Below are 23,382 nucleotides of genomic sequence, written 5' to 3'. Positions count from 1 at the left end.
ATATGAGTAAAGATCGAAATATACGCCTGCTGGCACTCTATCTGCCCCAATATTATCCGTTTGCCGAAAACAACCGATGGTGGGGACAGGGGTTTACAGAATGGACGAATGTAGGAAAAGCACGTCCTCTTTTCCGGGGACACTACCAACCGAAAGTACCGGCCGACCTGGGGTATTATGACCTGCGGTTGCCGGAGATCAGACAGGAACAGGCGGACATGGCTGATGAATATGGCATAGAAGCATTCTGCTACTGGCATTACTGGTTCGGAAATGGAAGAATGCTGTTAGAAAGAGTTTTTGAAGAAGTCGTCGATTCCGGCAAACCTGATTTTCCTTTTTGTCTGGCATGGGCAAATCATAGCTGGGAAAAAAAACTGTTCGATAAATCGGGAGATAATACTTTACTGATAAAACAGGAGTATCCGGGAACGGAAGATCATACCGCCCATTTCTATTATCTGCTCAAAGCGTTTAAAGATAAACGTTACGTAAGGGTGAACAATAAACCGTTCTTTATGATATTCAATCCGGATGAAATACCGGATATAGAACAATTCATAGACCTGTGGAACAAGCTGGCCCGTGAAAATGGTCTTGAAGGAATCCATTTTGTCGCCCAATTAAGAGAATGTACTTTACAAAAACCTGAGGATTATCTGAAAAAAGGATTCAATGCAGTCAATATGGACAGGAAAAAGGATTTTTATAATCAGCACATCAGTTTTCAGTATAAGGTTTACCTGAAACTATTCCGTACCTTTTACCGCATGCCGAATGTGATCGACTACGCTTTTGCTTCCCGGTATTTCACAACGGATGAAGATAAAGATATACACATCTATCCTACCCTGATCCCCAATTGGGATCACTCCCCGCGCTCAAAGAACAGTGGTTTTATCCTTAAAAACTCAACCCCCGGATTATTTGCCAAACATATTCGTGAGGTTTGTGAAAATGTAAAAGATAAACCGGAGGAAGAACGGATTGTCATTGTCAAGTCATGGAATGAATGGGGAGAAGGGAATTATCTGGAACCGGACCTGAAGTACGGCAGACAGTTTCTGGAAACTTTAAAAAGAACTATCGACGATTTTTTTAATGAAGAACGGCATGAATGATCCGCTGATATCTGTTATTATCCCGGTATATAATGCAGAAAGGACACTTGAAAGATGTATCTGTTCTTTACTGGCACAAAGTCACCGAAACACAGAACTGATCTTCGTCAATGACGGGTCGACAGACTCGTCTGCCGGGATATTACTGCGTTTTGCACGTAACGACAAGCGTATCTGTGTACTGGACATAACGAATAGCGGTCCCGGAATTGCCCGGAACAAGGGGCTGGAATATATGAACGGTGAATATTTCTGTTTCGTCGACAGTGATGATTATACAGAACAGGATTTCCTATCACGGATGTTGTCACATGCAGTCCTGCACAAAGCTGACATTGTACAGGTCGACCATTATTCCGTTACGGAAAAGGGAGAGATTATATCCGGCAGAAAACTTCTTCCCGAACTACTCAGAGGTTCTTTTATCTGCCTGGAAATGTTCAGCGAACAAAAGAGAATAAAGAATTTTCCCTGGGGAAAGTTATTCAGGAGCAGCAAATTCAGAGAGATACGATTCCCAGCTTTATATAAATCAGAAGATAAGGTGTATCTGTTCAAAGTTCTGACTCAATGCAACCGAATGTACCTTTCCGACCAGAAACTTTATTTCTATGTATTGGAACCGAACAGTTTATCGAGAGCTTCCTTTTCCCTGAAAGATATGGATGAAATAAAAGCCGGCTTGGAGATACGGATGTTATGCACACGGTTTTATCCTGGATTATCTGTTTACTGGGATATATACATCGCATCCAGGTCGGCTTTAATATACTGCAAATTAATGCTTACAGAAACCGGAAACAAAGAAAAGTTTCTGCAGCAGCTGTCAAAAACATTCGATACGCATTATCAAAACAGCCTGCACATTTTCTTAAAAAATAGAAACAGGGCTTTGTTCATTCTATTGTTCCATTGGAACAAACGGTTCACGGCGTGGCTCTACAGACATATTAATCCTATTAAAAATAATTGATCCATATGAAGATCTGCTTCTTTTGCAAAATAAAAAACAGGAAACTCCTCAACACCGTAGAGTTTTATAAACAGGATATAGATATCCTGAAAAAGATCGATCCGGGCCTAACTATAGCCACAAATTATTCAGAGATAGACTGGAACGCCGATATTATTTTTATCTGGTGGTGGACATATGCACTCTATCCGGTCCTTGTTGGGAAGATCAAAGGGAAAAAAACATTTATAACAGGGACGTATAATTACAAATGTCCCGAAGCCGACAGGGATTATTTTAAACGCCCGTACTGGCAACGGTTATTGCTGAAGCTGGCAACCCGGCTTACGAATAAGAATATATTTGTCTCCAGACAGGAATACGAGCAAATACGTAAAGATTGGAAATTAACTAATACAATATACAGTCCTCACGGGATAGATACCGAAAGATATAGCCCGTTGCCTCATCGCTCCAATGATTTTTTGTTTACTATCTGCTGGATGGAAAAAGAAAATATCAAACGAAAATGCATTCTGGAAATAATAGATGCTATCCATCTGTTAATGGGCAAACATCCGGATATCAAACTATATATTGCGGGACATAAAGGGGATGCATCCGGCTATGTCGAAGATTATATCAGCAAACTGAATTTACAAAATAATATATTCCTGATCGGCGAGATATCGGCCGAAGAAAAGATCAATTACCTCCGGAATTGCAGAATATATTTACAACCCTCCAGATATGAAGGTTTCGGCCTTGCCATAGCAGAAGCTATGAGTTGCGGTGCACCTGTTATAACAAGTGCTGTCGGTGAAGTACCGGTTGTGGTGAAAGATGCAGCCATATTGGTCGTTCCGGAACCGGAAAATATAGCGAAAGCTATAGAAGAACTACTAAATCAAGATACAGACCAGTTAAGCCGATATGCCCGGGAACGTATCGAAAAGAACTTTCCGCTTTGCAGGAGAGAAAATGAAATTATATACAATTTAAATCATTAAACAGTGAAACAGATAATTCAAGATTTGAAAACAGGTTCAACCTTACTGGAAGATGTACCTGTACCACAAGTAAAACCCGGTTATATACTCATTCAGACAACGCGTACACTGGTTTCTTTAGGAACCGAACGTATGTTGGTTGAATTTGGCAAAGCCAATCTGGTCGATAAGGCCCGGCAACAACCGGACAAAGTGAAACAAGTATTGGATAAAATAAAAACAGACGGTTTACAGCCGACTCTTGAAGCCGTATTCAATAAACTCGGGCAACCGCTGCCTCTTGGATATTGCAATGTAGGAAAAGTTATTGCCATAGGAAAAGGTGTGACTGAATTTATGATAGGTGACCGGGTTGCTTCTAACGGACATCATGCAGAATTTGTTTGTGTCTCTAAAAACCTGGCAGCCCGGATACCGGATAATGTATCTGATGAAGAAGCGGTTTTTACTGTTATAGGATCTATCGGTTTACAAGGGATACGTTTATTAAATCCGCAGTTAGGAGAAACGATCGTCGTTGTCGGATTGGGACTGATCGGGTTGGTTACGGCACAGCTTTTAAAGGCAAACGGCTGTAAAGTGATCGGCATCGATTATGACCGGCAAAAAGTAAGTTTAGCAAACGAACAAGGCATATTGGCTATTACGCCCGAAGAAGGCACAGACCCTGTCAGGTTCGTACAGGAACAGACAGATCATATCGGTGCTGATGGTATATTAATTACAGCCTCTGCCAAAAGTAACGATGTTATTCATCAGGCTTGCGAAATGTCCAGAAAGCGGGGCAGAATCATTCTTGTCGGTGTTATCGGATTAAATATGCGCAGGGACGATTTCTACAAGAAAGAACTATCTTTCCAGGTTTCCTGCTCTTATGGTCCGGGACGATACGATGAAATATATGAAAACAAAGGGATAGACTATCCTCTTCCATACGTAAGATGGACGGAGAAACGAAATTTCGAGACTGTTCTGCAGGCTTTATCAGCCGGAATACTGGATGTGAAACCGTTCATTACCGAAGAGGTCGATCTGGATAACTACAACGCGATATACGGTGATATGCGTAAAAAAGGATCGATCGCATCGATTATCCGGTATCCGGAAACAACGGAAATAAAAACAACGATACCTGTTTATAATCACGATTTCAAACCCGGGAAAGGGGTGATCGGTATTATCGGGGCGGGTAATTTTACTTCTTCGATGATCATCCCGTCTTTGAACAAAGTACAGGCGGAAATCAAATATATTGCCAGTGCACAAGGATTATCGGCCAAGATACTGGCATCGAAAGCTAAAATTGCTTATGCCACTTCCGATTATAAAGTGATACTGGATGATACGGAAGTCGATCTGGTGATCATCTCCACACGGCATAATCTACATGCTCCCATGGTTTTAGAAGCATTGAACAAGGGGAAAAGTGTCTTTGTTGAAAAACCATTATGCCTAAACAGGAATGAATTGGAAGCTATCATAGACGCTTACCGGAATGCTCCCGAAAATATCACATTGACAGTAGGCTTCAACCGACGCTTCTCACCTTTTGCAAAAAAAATGAAAGAGCTCTCTGGAAATGGCCCTAAGAATATCGTAGCGACAATGAATGCCGGATTCATACCGGCAGACTTCTGGGTACATGATCCGGAAACAGGTGGAGGCCGTATTATCGGCGAAGCCTGCCATTTCATCGATCTCTGCTCTTATATCGCAGATAGCCATGTGATCGCCGTATGTATGAATCCGATGGGGATAAACCCACAGGAAAATACAGATAATGCGAGTATTCTTTTGCGATATGCCAACGGATGCAATGCGGTTATCAACTACTTTGCCAACGGTTCCAGATCGTATGCCAAAGAACGGATCGAAGTTTTCGCACAAGAACAGGTTCTGGTGCTGGATAACTGGAGAAAGCTGGAGGGGTTCGGAGTAAAAGGCTTTAGCTCTATGAAAAGTAATATGGACAAAGGACACAAACAACAGTTTGCATTATTGAATGAGCGGATCCAAACCGGAGGCGGACCGTTAATCCCTTTCGAAAGCATTATAAACACGACCAACGCTTCTTTCGGATGTATTACCAGCATGAAAGAAAATCGGTGGGTTGCGATAGAATAGGCCCATATGAAGTTCAAACTTTATTACCATACGCTTAAACATTTGAAACTCCGGCAGATTGTACATCAGGTAGCGCATAAGATCGTTCCGCCTTCCGTCCGGAATAAAAAAGTAGCCTGGAGGTCAGCCATTCAAAAACAGAGTCATGGACTGGAACTTATTCCTTATATAGAAAAACCTACGGGGTATCTGGGTAAAAATACTTTCACATTCCTAAACCTGGATGCAGACTTCGCCGGATGGGAAGACAAACGGCAAGGTGCATTATGGCTCTATAACCTGAATTATATGGATTTTCTTTTACAAAAGAATATCACTTTTGAAGAAGCGTCTTATTGGATCAATTCATTCATTAAAGTACTTCCACTGAATCGACCGGGCATGGAACCCTATCCTACCGCACTCAGAGGTATTAACTGGATAAAATGCATTTCCCGTTACCGCGAACTGATCCCGGCACAAGAACTACAGAAATGGGACAGTTCGCTCTACTTCCAGTATCTCTGTTTATATGGCAATTTAGAATATCATTTATCAGGCAATCACCTTCTGGAAAACGCTTATTCACTTTTATGGGGAGGTCTTTATTTTCAGGAAGGAAAGTTTTACGAAAAAGCAGTCTGGCTGTTAACGCAGGAACTGAATGAACAGATCCTTCCCGATGGAGCACATTATGAATTAAGCCCGATGTATCATGAAATACTTCTGGACCGGTTGCTGGACTGTATCAATGCTTTAAAATATAATGAGCGTTTTGAAGGGCAAGAATATGTTATTTCTTTTCTGGAAGAAAAAGCCCGGCTTATGCTTAGTTGGCTGAACGCGATCATCTATAAAGACGGAACAATCCCTTTACTGAATGATTCCGCTTACGGGATAGCGCCGACGTCAAAAGAATTATTTGCCTATGCTAAACGGCTGGATCTTCAATGGTCGGTTCATAAACTGAAAGAAAGCGGCTACCGTAAATTTGTATCCGGACCTTTTGAAATGGTTCTGGATGTCGGGAACATCGGTCCCGATTATATCCCCGGACATGCCCATGCCGATACGTTCAATTATGAATTACGTATCAACGGGAAGCCTTTGGTTATCGATTCGGGTATTTCAACTTATGAGAAGAATGAACGCAGACAATACGAACGCGAGACGCGTGCCCACAATACCGTACTGGTAAATGGAAAGAGTTCCAGTGAAGTGTGGGGAGGTTTCAGGGTAGCACAGCGGGCAAAGATCACGGGCTTAAAAGAAGATAAGTACTGTATTACGGCATGCCACAACGGTTTCAGGGAATCAGGAGTCGAACATCAACGAATCTTCAATATGAATGATAAGGAGATTATGATTTGTGATTCTCTTCTACCCATATCCGGGAAAAACGGAATCAATCTGATCCATCTTCATCCGGATATCCGGATCATTTCCGTCAATAATGATTCTATAAAAACAAACCTGGCAATTTTCAATTTTTACGGAACAGATGAAATATGGATCGAAGACTGTGAAATAGCTTTCGAATATAATAAACGAGTCGCTACTAAAAGAATAGGAATCGCATTTACCAATCAAATGCAATACACGATACGCTGCGACTAACATAAGAGTAAAACACAAATGAACATTTTATTTCTTACCGACAATTTTCCCCCAGAGGTAAATGCACCTGCCAGCAGAACCTATGAGCACTGCAAAGAGTGGGTTCAGCTTGGAGAAAAAGTAACAGTTATCACCTGCACACCCAATTTTCCACAGGGAAAGGTATACGAAGGGTACCAGAATAAACTGTATCAGACGGAATACATGGATGGCATCAAAGTGATCCGTGTATGGAGTTATATCACCGCCAACGAAGGATTCCTGAAACGTACGCTCGATTACATCAGCTTCTCCGTTTCTTCTTTCTTCGCCGGTCTTTTCCAGCAGGCTGATATGATCATTGCAACATCTCCCCAATTCTTCACGGCTCTTTCCGGACGCACATTGGCTTTTTGGAAAAGAAAACCCTGGATCATGGAAGTGAGGGATCTGTGGCCTGAATCGATCAAGACCGTCGGGGCCATGAAAGACAATCCGGTCATTCGCTTTTTTGAATGGGAAGAGAAAAGATGTTATCAGTCAGCCCGAAAGATCGTCGTTGTAACCGACTCTTTCAAGAAAAGGCTGGAAGAAAAAGGAATATCACCTCAAAAGATAGTTGTGATAAAGAACGGAGTAGACTTAACAAAGTTCAAACCGGCAGAAAAAGATCGGAAGTTACTCAAAGAGCTACATCTGGAAGGGAAAAAAATCATCGGTTACATAGGTACGCACGGGATGGCTCATAAACTGGATTTCATACTGCAATGTGCAGCCGGGATGGATGGTAAAAACAATTATCATTTCCTGCTGATCGGGACCGGAGCAGAAAAAAAGAATTTACTAAAACGAAAAGAGCAATTAGATATAAAGAATGTAACCATGCTCGATCCGGTCTCCAAGCAAGAGGTAAAACGATACATATCTATTCTGGATATTGCTTTGATCAATTTACGCAAATCTGATTTATTCACGACAGTCATTCCTTCCAAAATATTTGAGAATGCAGGTATGGAAATCCCTATTCTTATGGGTGTGGACGGTGAAGCCCGCCAGATCGTAGAATCTTATCAGGCAGGATTGTGCTTCGAGCCGGAGTCGGAAGATGATTTTAACCGGAAGCTGCATCTGCTTCTTTCTGATCCCGCTTTATATGAAAAATGCAAAGAAGGATGTCGGAAACTGGCTCACGACTTCAACCGTAAACTTCTCGCTGAACAAATGTTGCATATAATAAAAGAAACAAAATGAAAAAGATTATGCTGGTTTTCGGGACTCGCCCCGAAGCAATAAAAATGGCTCCGCTGATCAAGGAGTTTCAAAAATATCCGGAACAGTTCCAAACAATCGTTTGTGTCACCGGACAACATCGGGAGATGCTGGATCAGGTTCTTCACCTTTTTGATATTCACCCCGATTACGATCTCAACATAATGAAACAGGGACAAGATTTATATGATGTTACCGCCCGTGTCCTGACCAATATGAGAGACGTTTTGCAAAAAGCCAACCCCGACCTGGCACTGGTACACGGCGATACGACTACCTCTACCGCAGCCGCCCTGGCCGCCTTTTATCAGCAAATACCCGTCGGACATATAGAAGCCGGATTGCGTACTCATAATATATACAGTCCCTGGCCGGAAGAAATGAATCGCCAGATCACGGGGAGAATTGCTTCTCATCACTTCTCTCCTACCTCTTTAAGTAAAAAAAATCTACTTGCGGAAGGGATAGATGAGAACCGGATCACAGTAACAGGCAATACTGTAATAGACGCCTTGTATCATGTGGTCAGTCAAATAAAGAATAAGGACAATTTACGCCAACAGCTTATTGCAGACCTGGAAACAGCGGGGTATAAAATAGCCCGTCTGTCAGAACAAAGTAACCGGAAATTGGTTTTAATAACAGGTCATCGCAGGGAAAATTTTGGTACTGGTTTTATAGCCATGTGTAAAGCTATCAAAACTTTAGCTGAAAAATATCCGGATGTAGACTTTGTCTATCCGATGCACCTGAACCCGAATGTACGGAAACCTATACAGGAGGTGTTCGGAAATACGCATCTTCCGAACATGTTCTTTATAGAGCCGCAGGAATATCTTCCGTTCGTTTATCTGATGGAGCGATCTGCCATCGTCCTGACAGATAGCGGCGGTATTCAGGAAGAAGCTCCGGGATTAGGAAAACCGGTATTGGTCATGCGCGATACCACCGAACGCCCGGAAGCAGTAGACGCCGGAACAGTGAAACTGGTTGGAACTGATTTTGTCAAGATATTGGACGAGACCTCCCGGTTACTGGAAAATCAAGCATATTATGAACAAATGAGCAAGGCTGTCAATCCTTATGGAGACGGACTTGCCAGCGAACGAATTGTCACTAAAATTAAAGAGATTTTATGAAGACGCTAAACAAACTTTTTTTCTGTACTTTTTATCTTTTATTTTCAATCATTGTATCTGCACAGATACCGCAGGAACTCATCGACAAAGCCAAAGCGGCAGGGATGACCGAAGAGCAGATCCAACAGGAAATAGCCAAACGAATAGGAAACACGAATAGTAAAACTCCGGTAACTCCTTCTTCCGGTACAACAGATATACAAAGGGTTACAACCAACAATGAAATTCCATCGATAGAAAAGCAAAGAGAAGATAATAGCATCCAGGACAGTACCCGGAATCAAGTATTCGGCCGTGACATATTCTCAAACAAAAATCTCTCGTTCGAACCGAACATGAACATGCCGACTCCCAGAAATTACCCTCTCTCGGCCGGTGATGAAGTCCTTATCAATGTATGGGGAGATTCTGAATTAAATCTGAAATTAACTTTATCTCCTGACGGGACGATCATTATCCCGAATGTCGGCCTTGTCCCTTTAAGCGGACTCACCATCGAACAGGCTGAGAATAAAATCAAACAGGAACTTGGGAAAATCATAGCGAACCTGAACGATAGCGAACCCAACACATTCGTTTCAGTCGGCCTCGGTAAGATACGCAGTATAAAAGTAAACATTGTCGGGGAAGCGATCGCACCCGGCACTTATACACTACCTTCTCTAGCTTCCCTGTTCAATGCATTATACGCGGCAGGAGGTGTAAATGATATCGGCTCTTTACGAAATATCCGTGTCTACCGGAATAACAAAGAAATTGCCAACCTGGATGTATACGATTATCTCCTGAAAGGGAAGTATGACACGAATATTCGCCTGGAAGACAATGATATGATTATCATCGAACCTTATGAACAACTCGTCAATACGCATGGAAAAGTAAAACGCAACCGTACATTCGAACTTCGCAAAGGCGAAACTTTAAGCGACCTGCTTAAAATGGCGGGAGGATTCACCGGAGATGCTTTTACCGAAGATGTCACAATCAAAAGAAAATCAGGTTCACGCTATCAGATAGCGACCGTAACGGAAGAAGAGTTTCCGACATTCATGTTACAGGACGGCGATTCGCTGCTTGTGGATTCCGTTATCCCGTTCTATGACAACCGGCTCACTATAACCGGGGCTGTCTGGCGACCGGGTGAATATGAATTAAGCCCTAAAGTACATACGGTGAAACAACTGGTAAATCAGGCTGCCGGTTTAAAAGGCGATGAGTTTATCGGACGTGCCCAGATCATCCGGTTGAACCCCGATTTCACCAGCACGGTTCTGGCTATCGACATACAGGATATTATGAATGGAAAATCACCCGACATCGAATTACAGAAAGAGGATAAAGTACATATCCCTTCTTTATTTGAACTTCGGGAACCTTACACCATAAAAGTTGGTGGAGCTGTAAATAACCCGGATACGGTCCTTCCTTACAGCAAAAATATGACTGCGGAAGATGCGATCATTCAGGCAGGGGGATTACAGGAATCAGCTTCCACCATCAATGTGGAAATAGCACGCCGCATAAAAGATCCGACAGCAGATAAAAGTACGAACCAAATAGCAAAAGTATATACTATCTCGCTAAACGAGAACTTACATTTACCATCCAAAATAGCAGGAACACCCGATACACTCTTTACCCTCGAACCTTTCGATGAGGTATTCGTGCGTTTCTCTCCCGGTTATGAAAAGCAACAGGTTGTAAAGGTCGATGGTGAAATTACTTTTGCGGGTGATTACGCACTTCCACATAAAAATACCCGCTTAAGCGACATTATCGCTCAATCAGGAGGAGTTACCCCGGATGCTTATGTAAAGGGAGCCAGCCTGAAACGCCAGTTAACACAAGATGAAATCCGTCAGGTCGAAACACTTCTTGAATTAAGTAAAAACAAAAGTAGTAAAGATTCTGTCGCCTTATCACTGGAAAACATCAAAGATTATTCAGTCGGGATAGATCTGCAACAGGCACTCGCTCACCCTGGCAGTACTCATGACCTGGTTCTGAGAAATGGTGATGCTATTTATATTCCTCAGTTACAAAGTACCGTGAAGATCAGTGGTTCCGTCACTTATCCGAACAGTATTACTTATACGAAAGGAATGTCTGTACAGGACTGCCTGTCACAAGCCGGAGGATATAACGATATTGCACGCAAATATCCCATCGTCATTTACATGAATGGAAAAGTGGCGACAACACGTAAAGTCGGTATCTTCTTCAAACGGTATCCGAAAGTCGAACCGGGCTGTGAAATCGTAATTCCAAGCAAGACCCAACGGGACAGAGGAGCCAGTCTGGCAGAAGTGTTAAGTATTGCCAGTTCGACAACATCTATTGCTGCCATGATCACGACACTGATAAACTCTTTAAAATAAGATCTATGAATATAACCGATAATAAAACTCCGGAAGACGAACGGGATATAGACTTTATCGCTTTAACTAAATATTTATGGTCCAAACGGAAATTATTCCTGAAATGTTGTGGCATAGCGATCGTTGCCGGACTCATCGTTGCCTTCAGTATTCCTAAAGAATATACGACAACGGTCAAATTAATGCCCGAGACGAACAATATATCGAACAAAATGGGTAATCTTGGCGGACTAGCTGCCATGGCAGGAATTGACTTGAATAGTGGGAATAGCCAGGATGCGATCTCGCCGGATCTATACCCGGATGTTGTTCACAGCACACCTTTTTTACTGGAATTATTCCCTGAAGAAGTTATCAATAAGAAAAAGACATTGTCTACGACTTTGTTCGATTATATGGATGAACATCAACGTGAAGCCTGGTGGAGCTATCTGCTAAAAGCACCTTTAGCAGGTGTATCGTATCTGGCAGAGCTTTTCAACGGACAAGAAGAAAACCAGGGAAAGATCGATCCTTTTTTTCTGACAAAACAACAAAAAGCAATTATCAAAGAGTTACAAAACCGAATATCGGTTTATATCGATAAAAAAACACAGGTAGTAACTGTTTCCGTTGAGATGCAGGACCCGGTAATTTCGGCGTCCGTGACAAGGAAGGTCATCGATATGTTACAAAGTTACATTACCAATTACCGGACTCAAAAAGCCAAACAAGACCTGGAGTTTACCAATAAGGTATTGAAAGAAGCACAAGAGGCCTACTACAAAGCCCAGCAAGCCTATGCCGCTTTTGAAGACGGGAATAAGCAAATCATCTCCGCCAGTTCCCGGACAGAACAGGAACGTTTGAAGAATGAGATGACACTCACATTTAATGTATACAATACGCTAGCACAAAAACTCGAGCAAGATAAATTACGGGTTCAGGAACAAACACCGGTCTATACGATCATAGAACCGGCAACAGTTCCCCTCAAAGCTTCAGCTCCTAAAAAAGTGCTGATCCTTATCGGTTTTGTTTTTATGACGATCGCCGGATTAACCGGATATTTGCTGGTCACAGATAAACAGTTATTTTGACCGGCAAATATCCGTCGGCTTTATGACCGGCTGATCTGCAAACCCTTGTCCGAAAGACTCATCTCTACAAAACGGGCATTCGGATTATGAGGAGAGGCTGTCAGCTTTTTACGTATCAGCAAAGCGGCTTCAGGATCTTTAGCCACAATATACAAATAGCCTCCGCCTCCGGCTCCGGGCAGTTTACAGCCTAATGCATAGTCTTTTATCTGGGTGATCAATGCTTCGACAGCCGGAGGATTCGTTCCGGAATCGAGCGCCTTTTTCTGTTCCCATGTCTTTGCGATAAGCTTACCGTAAGTCTCAAAATTACCGCATTGAATTGCTTCGAACATATCCAAAGCATGCGTTTTCATTTCTGAAAGCAAACGAAGATGGGTTGCACTGTTCAGGAACATTCCCTGCACGATCTCTGCCAGAATATTTTTTGCCGTACGGGTAATGCCTGTATAATATAATAAGTGACAAGCCCGGTACTGCGGATCGGTAAATAAATATTCCGGCAACCAACGCACAGAAGGATTCTGATTGAACCCCTCTCCCGTCTGCAGCAGTTTCAATCCATGCAATACGCCGCCATACTGGTCTTGCCAGCCTCCGCCCGTTGTAAGCAGTTGTTCTAAAATCAATGTACGATATCCTATTTTACTTTTGTCCCATGCCAGACCACAGAAATCAGAAATAGCTCCAAGCACTGTTGCAGCCAGAATGGAACTGGTACCAAGTCCGGAACCTGCCGGAATAGCTGCCAACAAAGTAACCTCCAGGCCACAACCGAAGTTCTTCAGCTGATCTTCCAACGAAGAATAATGTGCTGCAGAAAATTCCGGAACAAAACCGGCGAGAGCCAATGCTGCCTTAGGAATAGAAAAAGGAGAACCGATCTTCTTATAATCCCGTAATTCATCCCAGGTAGAAACAACCTCCATCGCTCCCAGGTCAATAGAACGCAGGATGATCTTATATTCTTTCGAAGGTTTTACATAGACCTGCAAAGGCGGTTGACCGTTCAACTCAATGGCTACATTAACGACATTTCCTCCGGCATACATACAGTAAGGAGGTGTATCGGTCCAGCCTCCGGCCAGGTCTATACGAACCGGACTGCGCCCCCACACAATCTGATCGTGGTACACATTCAGATAAGGAGATTGCTTTTCACCAGAGACAGATCCTATCAGTCCTTTCCGTAACAAAGAGAAAGCTTCCTGTTGTTCTTCCTCATACGGTTTCCCTTCCAATTGCAACACACGTGCCCGGAACATCCGGTTATGTATCTGCTTCATCAAAGGCATTTCTTCCGAAAGTGCTGCCGGTAAATCAAGGCCTCCTCCGGCAAACTCTCGGGCTGCATCGGCCAGGTCCAACTGATAAAAGACACTTTTTTCATGATTGGCAGCCAACATAGGCCAATTCGTATAACGGAATTTCTCACGCTGAGTAAACAACCGACTCAGATTTGCACGATCGGATAATTCATTCGCCGACATTTTTTCAGACGATTTCCATATCTCCCTGCCGCTTTCCAGTTCCGCTTCAGAAACCATCCAGCGTATAACCAGCCCTAATTCTTCTATATCTTTACAAACGGGGAACAATGCAGCATTCTGCAAATCATCGAATGCTTCCAATGTGATGCCTCTCTCTTCTGCCCACTTGGTAACAGGCACTCCCATAAAGAGAGTCTTCTCATCGGTAGATGCCCCCTTGAACGGATCATTAAAACCATAAGGACGTCCAACCCAATCCTGTTCACCGACAGGTACCACATCGATACAAACACCGGACGGGAGATTCAGTTTCCAGTTATTTTCGGGTACACCGGTTATAATATGTCGGTTATCCAGTTTCCAGTTCTTGCCTATATAACTGTTCTCTATCCATAACTCCGAGTTTCCGGCAGTCAACGGAAGATCGATAGAAGCATTCTGCACAAACATGGCCGGATGAGGTTTCACCTTCCGGTGCATGATAGCGCGTTGGTCGCGAACCAGATTCTGCACAGCTAACGTCGAAGAAATCAGTTCGCGGCTCGTCCCATAATGATAAAACTCCCCTCCTTCCAAAGGAAGAATAGCTACGCTCAACTGGTTCAGTTCATCATCAACGATACGGGGATGATCTCCCAATGCCAGTCCGAACTCAGAATAGAGATCATATGACTTCATCTTTTTTTCCTCACCTGCATATGAGTGCCCCATCAGCAAGTCCATCGCCCGGTCACTAAGCAACCACACTCCTATATCCATCAGAAAGAGATGTGTCTGAGCCAACTGTCCCAGTTCAGTCAAAGACGGCTTTTGGAGCATAAAGTCTAATTTATCCGGTGTCTGCCTGTTTGAAACAAACACGCCATGATTGGTTGCCAGAGCGGGATCGACCCATAATCCGTAACAGACGACATCCACTTCCGGAATATCCTGTAACGGTTCGCTGTTTCGGATATATACATCTCCGCTTGCAATCAATGTATGAAGCGAAGCGGGCGCCTTCTGCATGATCTCTTCATACAGCGGAAGTTGCAGGGATAGTAGATTTTGTGATAATTTCTGTCCTCTCGCCCACCGGAATACAGGTATCGGTGTTAAAATCTTTCCCGACGGAGCATATCCGGGCAAACGCCGGCTTTGTCCTCCGGCATGCAACAATATTCTTTTTTCTTTAGCCAACCATTCTTTTACTGACATTTCTGGTGCTTCCTTTTGTCGGCATGCTTCGACCAGCCAGGTTGTCCCACCACCGGAACCTAAGCGGGCACCTACCGGATCAGAAGTACAAAACCACTCATCAGCATCCACTTTCGTTATTTTGTGGAAACAGTTCACCAAATTAGGAGGTAACGATAATAATTTCTTCATATTTATATATGTGTCGGAAAACAATGAAGTCATTTCCGTCTAATTAATCAAATCTTTAGCACAAAAGTAGTTTTTCCTATCATTTCGATCACATCGAAGTTAAATTTTAATTTAATTTTACCATTCAAGATGGTATTGGTTTAAATTATTATATTCATATTTGTAGAGAAAAACAACTTACATATCCAGTTGACGATAAAAAACGTTGGTTTTTACTAATCACCCCCTGTCATTTCGTATTCTAACGTATCTTTAGTTATTCATTTAATATTCAATTGTATGATATACGGTTATGTAAGAGTCAGTACAGACAAACAGAGTACTGAAAATCAGCGATTTGAGATTGAAAAGTTCGCAAAAGCTAAAAGCATGCGTATTGATCGCTGGGTAGAAGAAACAATCAGTGGAACAACAGATGTTGCAGAACGGCAGCTTGGCCGGTTAATTAAGCAAATTCGCAAGGGGGACATGCTGGTTACAACTGAGTTATCGCGTTTAGGGCGTAATCTGATGCAGGTGATGAGTTTCCTCCATCAATGTATGGAAAGAGACATTTTCGTGCTGACGGTAAAAGAGCGCTATGAGTTGGGAAACAACATCAACAGCAAAATCCTGGCATTCGCTTTCAGCCTGAGTGCCGAGATAGAACGCAACCTGATTTCACAACGTACCAAAGAGGCATTAGCCAGAAAAAAGAAAGAAGGCACCAAACTGGGACGTCCTAAAGGGGGAAAATCAGAACAATACAAATTATCCGGTAAAGAAAGTCAGATACGCAAACTCCTGGAAGAAAAGAAAACCAGGCTGTACATCAGTAAAAAGCTAGGTGTAAACAGGCAAACTCTGAGAGATTTCATGAGGATGAATCCGGAATTGGACTAATTATAGAAATATTAAGTTTTTTGTCACCCGAAGAATATATGTCTAAATTGTTAAACAATGCAATCCCGGTGAATGAATCCTAAGCTAAATTGTTTATTTATAGTTGTTTGTTCTAAATACACGGGGAATACCTGTACGAAAGTTTCTAATATTAATAATGTTTGTGTTCTTAAGGGATATTTTGACCGCAATTACACTCTCATTATAAGACAATTAGATACAATTATAGATCGGCAGAAAATTAATTTCAAATGATTTTTGCATTTAAGGCAAATATGCAGACTCTCTTCGGATAAGACAGATGGTTTTTTGGAAAAAAATCTGAGGTTGTAAAAATTACACCAAGAGAAAGAATTCAAAGAATAAACAATAATGGACACAAGAGTCCGAGTTAAAAACAAAAGAGATGAATCCATAGCGCAGCAAGTAATAAAAAGGACAAAGACTTTGGAATTTTACTTTAGTAATGAATTATTGGTGTATAGGGAAAACTTCATTTTCCCACCTTACTTTTACACATTATTATACAATAAATTAACTAATAGTAAATAAATATACTATCTTTGGGACAATTAGCGCAAAGTGGAATATTCGTAGAACCTTATAAAAAAAATCAGTATGGAAAGAACACTTGTAATATTGAAACCATGCACCATTCAACGAGGTTTGATCGGTGAAATTATTGCCCGTTTTGAAAAGAAGGGCCTGATCCTCGAAGGTATGAAAATGACATGGCTGACAGACGAGATTTTAAGTGAGCATTATGCCCATTTAAAAGAAAGATCTTTTTTCCAAAGGGTTAAAGATGCAATGGCCGTATGTCCTGTCATTGTTTGTTGTTGGAAAGGGGTCGATGCAGTAAATGTTGTACGTACGCTGGCCGGAGCCACTAATGGCAGGAATGCAGCACCCGGTACTATCCGGGGAGATTACAGCATGAGTGTACAGGAAAATATCGTACACGCCTCCGACTCACAGGAAACAGCAGCCATTGAATTAAAAAGATTCTTCAGCGAGGATGAATTATTTAATTATGAGACAAAAAACCTGCTCAGTCTTTACGCGAATGACGAATTCTGAGATATAAAGTAAAACAAAAAGCCGGAAAAAAGTATATGATATCTCTTTTCCGGCTTTTTTATTTCAGATATCTCATCCTATCCTCGCGGACCGGATGAACAACCTCATTACTAATCTAAAAATCTAATACCATGAAAAACACACTACATCATATAAACAAGCCCTCTCTATGAAATGTTCCGAAAAAATAAAGAAATTCATTGCAGTTGTATTATTCCCGAATTGCACCTATATTTGTACTGTATTTTAAACACGAGTACAGACAATAAAAACGAAAACAATATGCACAGTTGGTTTGAATGTAAAGTCTCCTTTGAAAAAGTACTGGAGAATGGAATGCAAAAGAAAGTAACAGAACCTTACCTGGTCGATGCCCTCTCTTTTACCGAGGCAGAAGCCCGTATCATCGAAGAAATCCGTCCGTTCATCTCCGGCGAATTTACTGTTACAGACATTAAACGTGCCCGCCTTTCCGAATTGTTCTTTAATGAAAACGGCGACCGTTTCTATAAGATTAAAGTATATTTTATCACACTCGACGAAAAAAGCGGTGCAGAAAAGAAAACAGCAGCACAGATGCTTGCACAGGCTTGTACGCTGAAGGAAGCTATCTCCGTACTGGAAGAAGGTATGAAGGGAACAATGGCCGATTATACGATCGCTTCGGTTACGGAAACTATGTTGATGGATGTTTTTCCTTTCTCCGTCAACGACGACAAAACACCCAAATCAGGAGAAGAACTGATCGCCGAACAGAAAAAGCAAGCAGAAGACAAAGCACAGGAAGCATGAGTATCTCCCAGAATATAGTACAACTCAAGGCATCGTTACCGGCAAATGTCACGCTGGTAGCCGTGTCTAAGTTTCATCCGGCAGAAGCATTGAAGGAAGCCTACAATGCAGGCCAGCGTGTTTTCGGCGAAAGCAGGGCACAGGAGCTGACGGCAAAACAGAAAGTACTACCGGGTGATATCGAATGGCATTTCATCGGACCGCTGCAAAGTAATAAAGTGAAAGATATTGCGCCGTTCATCCATACGATCCATAGCATCGACTCCCTTAAATTATTGCAGGAAGTGAATAAACAGGCTGTGAAAAACAGCCGGATGATCCGTGTATTACTGGAAATACACGTCGCACAGGAAGAAACCAAACACGGACTGACTCCTGACGAATGCCGCGAACTTCTGCAGAACGAACAACTCGCAGAACTCAGGAACATTCAAATATGCGGATTGATGGGAATGGCGACCTATACAGATGACACAACACTCATCGAACAGGAATTTCACACCTTGCATGAACTTTTCAGTGATTTAAAATCTATATATTTCAAAGGAAATGATAATTTTGCAGTGTTATCTATGGGGATGAGTCACGATTATCCGATCGCCATCAGCCAGGGTAGCACCATGATACGGGTTGGAACCAGTATTTTCGGCGAACGCGAGTACTAACACATTAAAATTGAATCTGACATGATTGACATTAAAACCCAATACGCGGGACTAACACTTCGTAATCCTTTAATCGTTGGAAGTTCAGGTCTGACAAATAACCCTGAACGGAACAAGGAATTTGAAAAGGCCGGTGCCGGAGCAATCGTTCTCAAATCTCTTTTTGAAGAACAGATCGAAATGCAGAGCGATTCGCTCATGCAGGATTCTGATTATCCGGAAGCAGCCGATTATATCCGCGGATATGTAAAAGCAAACCAGGTAAACAATTATCTGGAGCTGATCAAAAAGACTAAAGAACAGTGTACCATTCCTATTATTGCCAGCATCAACTGTTACAAATCTGATGTATGGATTGACTTTGCCCGTCAAATAGAACTGGCCGGAGCCGATGCACTGGAATTGAATGTTTATTTCCTCGAAACAAGCCTGGAATATAATCAGGATGAAATACGCGATCTCTACGTGAATATCATCAGGAAAGTAAAAGAAACAGTTTCAATACCTGTTATTATAAAGATCGGAAAGAATGTAGGAAATATTCCGGCATTGGTCAACACATTAAAGGTAAACGGAGCGGATGGTGTAGTAATGTTCAACCGTTTTTACCAACCGGATATCGACATTAACAACATGCAAATAGTATCTGGCAATGTATTCAGCAACCACTCCGACCTGAGTGATACGATCCGCTGGACAGCCATTGTTTCAGGAAAAGTACCAGGAATAAGTATCGCTTCATCTACCGGTATACATGATTGGGAAGACGTTATCAAATGTCTGTTAGCCGGAGCGTCTGCCGTACAGATGTGTAGCGCATTGTATACGCATGGCGGTGAAATCATCTCACAGGTACTTACTTGTGTGGAAGAATGGATGCATCAGGCACACTATCAAAGCCTGGCACAATTCCAAGGTAAACTGAATTACGCTAACATACCGAATCCGGCTATGTATGAACGTTCACAGTTCATGAAATATTTCTCTAACAGAGATTAATATAGATAGAATAAAGAAAAAAGAGACAAGGCTATCAAAAAACCTTGTCTCTTTTTTCTTTTTATCCTTTGATCATGGTCAAAAGCATTTTAAACCGTTGTACTGCTGTTAATGCATGTGGTACATTCGCAGGAAGCACCAATGACTCCCCAGCTTTCATCTTGGAATGATTTCCATCGACTACTATTTCCATCTCACCTTCCAGTATCTGGACCAGGGCATCAAAAGGAGCAGTATGCTCACTCAATCCCTCGCCTTTATCAAAAGAAAACAAAGTGATATTACCTGCTGCACTTTTTACGATTTGTTTACTGACTACCCCTCCTTCAGAATAATCAACCCAACTACTCAGATCGACCACAACTCCTTTTTGAAATAACTTTTCCATATTCATCCAATTTATCTGTTACAAATTATTCTTCTTATTTTCTTTATTAAACAACAAATGAAAAACATTTGTTCTTAACAGCCTGTTTATAGGAAGAATAAAATATTTTCCACTAAACAATATAAATATTAAAAATATTATCTATATTTGCACCATCAATAAAAATACAACATGGAAGCAATCTGTGTAATCAAAGACATATACAAAACATTGTATCAGTTTGAAAAGGCTTTTTCAGAGGTACACGAGATCACGATCAATGAAGCGATGTTACTCTGTTGCCTGAAGGACAACCAGGCAAAATCAGCAGGGACGATCTGTGATTATATAGGTTTATCGAATTCACGGGTATCGAAGGTAATCACTTCTGTCGAAAATAAAGGTTTTATCCACCGGGCAATCAGCAAAGAGGATAAACGGCAGATGTTTTTCTCCCTCACCCCGAAAGGTAAAGAGAAAGTACAACAGATGATGAATGCCGAACTACGTTTCGACGGTTTGTTCGGTAAATTGCAGCAATGCATGGAAAAAGGGTAAAACCTTTTTTTATCAATATATTTTCCAATAACAAATATGTGTAATCAAAATAATACACCCATAACATGAAATACTTAATAGTCGGAGGAGTTGCCGGTGGAGCTACCGTAGCAGCCCGTTTACGCAGAATCGATGAAAATGCAGAAATAATCCTGTTCGAAAGAGGAAAGTATGTCTCTTATGCCAATTGTGGATTACCTTATTATATAGGTGGGACAATCGCTGAACGCGATAAACTGTTCGTACAGACAGCTCAGGGATTTACAGCCCGTTTTAATATAGATATTCGTACCGAGCAAGAGGTAACAGCTATTCATCCGAAAGAAAAAACAGTTGAGATAACAGATATCAACACTGCTCGTACCTATAGCGAAAACTATGATAAACTAATCCTTTCTCCCGGAGCAGAACCTCTTCGTCCCGGCATTGAAGGTATCAATAGCGATAAGATATTCACTTTACGTAATGTCCCTGACACTGATACAATCAAGAAATATGTCAGCAGAAGCAATCCCCGGCACGCCGTAGTTGTCGGAGGTGGATTTATTGGACTTGAAATGGCAGAAAACCTGCACCAACTAGGCATTCAGGTAGCTGTCGTTGAAATGGCTAACCAGGTCATGGCTCCGTTGGACTATTCTATGGCAGCCATTGTACATCAGCAATTAACAGACAAGCAAGTCGATCTGCGGCTGGAAGATGGTGTCTCACGTTTTGAAGAAACACCTGAAGGGATAATAGTTCACCTACGTAGCGGCAAACAGATTACGACTGATCTGGTTATTCTTAGTATAGGCGTACGTCCGGAAACCAGACTGGCCAAAGAAGCAGGATTGTCTCTCGGTACATTAGGAGGTATTGCTATAAACGATTACATGCAAACTTCCGATCCTGACATCTACGCTTTAGGCGATGCCGTGGAAGTACGTCATCTGGTTACAGGCAAACCTGCCTTAATCCCACTCGCAGGCCCGGCAAACAAACAAGGACGCATCGTAGCTAATAATATTGTATATGGAAATCGCGAGACATATCCGGGTACGATGGGAACTTCCATTGCCAAAGTTTTTGACCTTACCGTTGCAGCGGCCGGGGCTAACGCCAAGTTACTGAAACGCGAAAGGATTACTTACCAGTCCTCTTATACTCATTCGGCATCACACGCCGGCTATTATCCGGGAGCAGTACCGATGTCTGTTAAAATATTATTTTCACCGGAAAACGGTCAGTTACTAGGTGCACAAATCGTCGGATTCGACGGAGTGGACAAACGAATTGAAATGTTTGCACAAGTGATCCAACGTAAAGGTACGGTTTACGACCTGGCAACGCTAGAACATGCTTATGCTCCCCCCTACTCTTCAGCCAAAGATCCGGTAAACATGGCTGGTTATGTAGCTGAAAATATCCTGACTCAAAAGGTCGAAATAGTACACTGGCGTGATATTGCCGGATTACAGAAAGATACATTGTTACTGGATGTCCGTACAGCCGATGAATACAGTCTGGGAACACTACCTAATGCCATCAATATTCCGGTAGACGAACTCCGTACCCGCTTATCGGAATTGCCGAAAGATAAACCGATCGTAGTAAGTTGTGCTGTCGGATTACGAGGTTATCTGGCTTATCGTATCCTGACACAACATGGTTTCAAGAATGTAAAAAATCTTTCCGGAGGTTATAAAACATGGAGCGTAGCTTCTGCAAAACCAATCTCTGTTATGGGAAACGGCACACAAAAAGCAATAGATCCCCCAAAAGTATCACGACCGACTCCTTCACAAGTATCCGAAAAACAGACAGTTCGGATTGATGCCTGCGGACTGCAATGCCCCGGTCCGGTTCTGCAATTAAAAAAGCATTATGCCGAAATAAACACTGGCGACCGGCTACTGATAACGGCCACAGACCAAGGATTTGGAAAAGATGTTGCAGCCTGGTGTAATATGACCGGAGCGCAATTGGTTGGAGTAGAAAACAAATCAGGAGTAATTCACGCCACCATCGAAAAAGGAGAGCCGAAAAGTAGTTGTAAAGTTCTGGGCGGTGCCGACAACAAAACTCTTATCGTTTTCAGTGACGACCTCGACAAAGCTTTAGCTTCATTCGTTATTGCAAATGGAGCAGCCTCAACCGGCAAGAAAGTAACCATGTTCTTTACTTTCTGGGGATTGAATGTTATCAAGAAACGCCAGAAGCCGTCAGTATCGAAAGACCTGTTCGGTAAAATGTTCGGTTGGATGCTCCCATCGCATAGCAGTAAACTGAAACTGTCAAAAATGAATATGGGAGGAGCCGGAAGCTGGATGATGCGTCTGATCATGAAGAAGAAACATATCGATAGCCTGGAAAGTCTGATTGCACAAGCTGCAGAAAACGGAATCGAAATGATCGCCTGCACTATGAGTATGGACGTCATGGGTGTGAAAAAAGAAGAATTAATGGATAATGTCACTTTAGGAGGTGTCGCCACTTATCTCGAACGCGCAGAAGAAGCCAATATAAACCTCTTCATCTAAGAGATTACAACA

Annotated in this window: 18 protein-coding genes; 16 read left to right on the top strand and 2 right to left on the bottom strand. The window is 42.2% G+C overall.

Annotated features, from left to right (window positions below; translation table 11 throughout):
• Positions 1 to 2: 2 nt before the first annotated feature.
• From DWW23_RS09315 to DWW23_RS09275, 9 genes are read left to right on the top strand one after another with little or no spacing between them, the layout of a single operon-like run.
• Complete coding sequence (locus DWW23_RS09315) at positions 3 to 1,121, top strand: glycoside hydrolase family 99-like domain-containing protein (protein ID WP_122353011.1); 1,119 nt, start codon at positions 3 to 5, stop codon at positions 1,119 to 1,121.
• Positions 1,114 to 2,094 carry a glycosyltransferase family 2 protein gene (locus DWW23_RS09310; protein WP_158583169.1) on the top strand — a complete coding sequence of 327 codons (981 nt, stop codon included), beginning with the start codon at positions 1,114 to 1,116 and terminating at the stop codon, positions 2,092 to 2,094. Before DWW23_RS09315 ends, DWW23_RS09310 begins: the two co-directional genes overlap by 8 nt.
• A 5-nt stretch (positions 2,095 to 2,099) precedes the next feature.
• Positions 2,100 to 3,083 carry a glycosyltransferase family 4 protein gene (locus DWW23_RS09305; RefSeq protein ID WP_122353009.1) on the top strand — a complete coding sequence of 328 codons (984 nt, stop codon included), beginning with the start codon at positions 2,100 to 2,102 and terminating at the stop codon, positions 3,081 to 3,083.
• A gap of 3 nt (positions 3,084 to 3,086) precedes the next feature.
• The gene (locus DWW23_RS09300) at positions 3,087 to 5,207 is read left to right on the top strand and encodes a bi-domain-containing oxidoreductase (protein ID WP_122353008.1); all 2,121 of its coding nucleotides are present in this window, start codon (positions 3,087 to 3,089) and stop codon (positions 5,205 to 5,207) included.
• A gap of 6 nt (positions 5,208 to 5,213) precedes the next feature.
• The gene (locus DWW23_RS09295; protein WP_122353007.1) at positions 5,214 to 6,803 is read left to right on the top strand and encodes an alginate lyase family protein; all 1,590 of its coding nucleotides are present in this window, start codon (positions 5,214 to 5,216) and stop codon (positions 6,801 to 6,803) included.
• Positions 6,804 to 6,821: 18 nt separating this feature from the next.
• Positions 6,822 to 8,033 (top strand): glycosyltransferase family 4 protein, encoded by a 1,212-nt coding sequence (locus DWW23_RS09290; RefSeq protein WP_122353006.1) that lies wholly within the window; start codon positions 6,822 to 6,824, stop codon positions 8,031 to 8,033.
• Positions 8,030 to 9,190, top strand: coding sequence for a non-hydrolyzing UDP-N-acetylglucosamine 2-epimerase (gene wecB, locus DWW23_RS09285; RefSeq protein WP_122353005.1), 1,161 nt, complete (start codon positions 8,030 to 8,032; stop codon positions 9,188 to 9,190). The genes DWW23_RS09290 and wecB overlap by 4 nt, the downstream gene beginning before the upstream one ends.
• Positions 9,187 to 11,568: an SLBB domain-containing protein gene (locus DWW23_RS09280; RefSeq protein WP_122353004.1), complete on the top strand. Its 2,382-nt coding sequence runs from the start codon at positions 9,187 to 9,189 to the stop codon at positions 11,566 to 11,568. Before wecB ends, DWW23_RS09280 begins: the two co-directional genes overlap by 4 nt.
• Positions 11,565 to 12,647 carry a Wzz/FepE/Etk N-terminal domain-containing protein gene (locus tag DWW23_RS09275; protein WP_370449252.1) on the top strand — a complete coding sequence of 361 codons (1,083 nt, stop codon included), beginning with the start codon at positions 11,565 to 11,567 and terminating at the stop codon, positions 12,645 to 12,647. The genes DWW23_RS09280 and DWW23_RS09275 overlap by 4 nt, the downstream gene beginning before the upstream one ends.
• 20 nt (positions 12,648 to 12,667) lie before the next feature.
• Here the strand turns inward: DWW23_RS09275 and DWW23_RS09270 are convergent, their stop codons facing one another.
• Complete coding sequence (locus DWW23_RS09270; protein ID WP_199664130.1) at positions 12,668 to 15,505, bottom strand: bifunctional fucokinase/fucose-1-phosphate guanylyltransferase; 2,838 nt, start codon at positions 15,503 to 15,505, stop codon at positions 12,668 to 12,670.
• A gap of 279 nt (positions 15,506 to 15,784) precedes the next feature.
• On the opposite strand from DWW23_RS09270, the gene DWW23_RS09265 reads away from it, so the two are divergent.
• From DWW23_RS09265 to DWW23_RS09235, 5 genes are all read left to right on the top strand, one after another.
• Positions 15,785 to 16,387, top strand: coding sequence for a master DNA invertase Mpi family serine-type recombinase (locus DWW23_RS09265; RefSeq protein WP_122353001.1), 603 nt, complete (start codon positions 15,785 to 15,787; stop codon positions 16,385 to 16,387).
• Positions 16,388 to 17,005: 618 nt separating this feature from the next.
• Entirely contained in the window at positions 17,006 to 17,467 is a 462-nt protein-coding gene (ndk, locus tag DWW23_RS09250) for a nucleoside-diphosphate kinase (RefSeq protein WP_122352998.1), read from the top strand.
• A 282-nt stretch (positions 17,468 to 17,749) separates the two neighbouring features.
• Entirely contained in the window at positions 17,750 to 18,259 is a 510-nt protein-coding gene (locus DWW23_RS09245) for a DUF4494 domain-containing protein (protein ID WP_122353109.1), read from the top strand.
• Positions 18,256 to 18,924, top strand: a complete 669-nt coding sequence (locus tag DWW23_RS09240; RefSeq protein WP_122352997.1) for a YggS family pyridoxal phosphate-dependent enzyme — start codon at positions 18,256 to 18,258, stop codon at positions 18,922 to 18,924. Before DWW23_RS09245 ends, DWW23_RS09240 begins: the two co-directional genes overlap by 4 nt.
• 21 nt (positions 18,925 to 18,945) lie before the next feature.
• Positions 18,946 to 19,923 (top strand): dihydroorotate dehydrogenase-like protein, encoded by a 978-nt coding sequence (locus DWW23_RS09235; RefSeq protein ID WP_122352996.1) that lies wholly within the window; start codon positions 18,946 to 18,948, stop codon positions 19,921 to 19,923.
• A 61-nt stretch (positions 19,924 to 19,984) separates the two neighbouring features.
• Here the strand turns inward: DWW23_RS09235 and DWW23_RS09230 are convergent, their stop codons facing one another.
• Entirely contained in the window at positions 19,985 to 20,311 is a 327-nt protein-coding gene (locus DWW23_RS09230; protein WP_122353108.1) for a cupin domain-containing protein, read from the bottom strand.
• Positions 20,312 to 20,482: 171 nt separating this feature from the next.
• On the opposite strand from DWW23_RS09230, the gene DWW23_RS09225 reads away from it, so the two are divergent.
• Entirely contained in the window at positions 20,483 to 20,848 is a 366-nt protein-coding gene (locus DWW23_RS09225; RefSeq protein WP_122352995.1) for a MarR family winged helix-turn-helix transcriptional regulator, read from the top strand.
• Between the two features lie 65 nt (positions 20,849 to 20,913).
• The gene (locus DWW23_RS09220; protein WP_122352994.1) at positions 20,914 to 23,370 is read left to right on the top strand and encodes a CoA-disulfide reductase; all 2,457 of its coding nucleotides are present in this window, start codon (positions 20,914 to 20,916) and stop codon (positions 23,368 to 23,370) included.
• Positions 23,371 to 23,382: the final 12 nt, after the last annotated feature.

The sequence above is a fragment of the Parabacteroides sp. AF14-59 genome, assembly GCF_003479515.1.
In the GTDB taxonomy this organism is placed as follows: Bacteria; Bacteroidota; Bacteroidia; order Bacteroidales; family Tannerellaceae; genus Parabacteroides; species Parabacteroides faecis.
Note: the sequence above shows the minus strand (reverse complement) of the source record. Positions and strands in the feature narration are given on the sequence as shown.

Bases quoted from the DNA above. Each gene is read 5' to 3' on its own strand.
- DWW23_RS09315 (WP_122353011.1), top strand. From the start codon at position 3: ATGAGTAAAGATCGAAATATACGCCTGCTGGCACTCTATCTGCCCCAA.
- DWW23_RS09310 (WP_158583169.1), top strand. From the start codon at position 1,114: ATGAATGATCCGCTGATATCTGTTATTATCCCGGTATATAATGCAGAA.
- DWW23_RS09305 (WP_122353009.1), top strand. From the start codon at position 2,100: ATGAAGATCTGCTTCTTTTGCAAAATAAAAAACAGGAAACTCCTCAAC.
- DWW23_RS09295 (WP_122353007.1), top strand. From the start codon at position 5,214: ATGAAGTTCAAACTTTATTACCATACGCTTAAACATTTGAAACTCCGG.
- DWW23_RS09290 (WP_122353006.1), top strand. From the start codon at position 6,822: ATGAACATTTTATTTCTTACCGACAATTTTCCCCCAGAGGTAAATGCA.
- wecB (WP_122353005.1), top strand. From the start codon at position 8,030: ATGAAAAAGATTATGCTGGTTTTCGGGACTCGCCCCGAAGCAATAAAA.
- DWW23_RS09280 (WP_122353004.1), top strand. From the start codon at position 9,187: ATGAAGACGCTAAACAAACTTTTTTTCTGTACTTTTTATCTTTTATTT.
- DWW23_RS09270 (WP_199664130.1), bottom strand. From the start codon at position 15,505: ATGAAGAAATTATTATCGTTACCTCCTAATTTGGTGAACTGTTTCCAC.
- DWW23_RS09265 (WP_122353001.1), top strand. From the start codon at position 15,785: ATGATATACGGTTATGTAAGAGTCAGTACAGACAAACAGAGTACTGAA.
- ndk (WP_122352998.1), top strand. From the start codon at position 17,006: ATGGAAAGAACACTTGTAATATTGAAACCATGCACCATTCAACGAGGT.
- DWW23_RS09245 (WP_122353109.1), top strand. From the start codon at position 17,750: ATGCACAGTTGGTTTGAATGTAAAGTCTCCTTTGAAAAAGTACTGGAG.
- DWW23_RS09240 (WP_122352997.1), top strand. From the start codon at position 18,256: ATGAGTATCTCCCAGAATATAGTACAACTCAAGGCATCGTTACCGGCA.
- DWW23_RS09235 (WP_122352996.1), top strand. From the start codon at position 18,946: ATGATTGACATTAAAACCCAATACGCGGGACTAACACTTCGTAATCCT.
- DWW23_RS09230 (WP_122353108.1), bottom strand. From the start codon at position 20,311: ATGGAAAAGTTATTTCAAAAAGGAGTTGTGGTCGATCTGAGTAGTTGG.
- DWW23_RS09225 (WP_122352995.1), top strand. From the start codon at position 20,483: ATGGAAGCAATCTGTGTAATCAAAGACATATACAAAACATTGTATCAG.
- DWW23_RS09220 (WP_122352994.1), top strand. From the start codon at position 20,914: ATGAAATACTTAATAGTCGGAGGAGTTGCCGGTGGAGCTACCGTAGCA.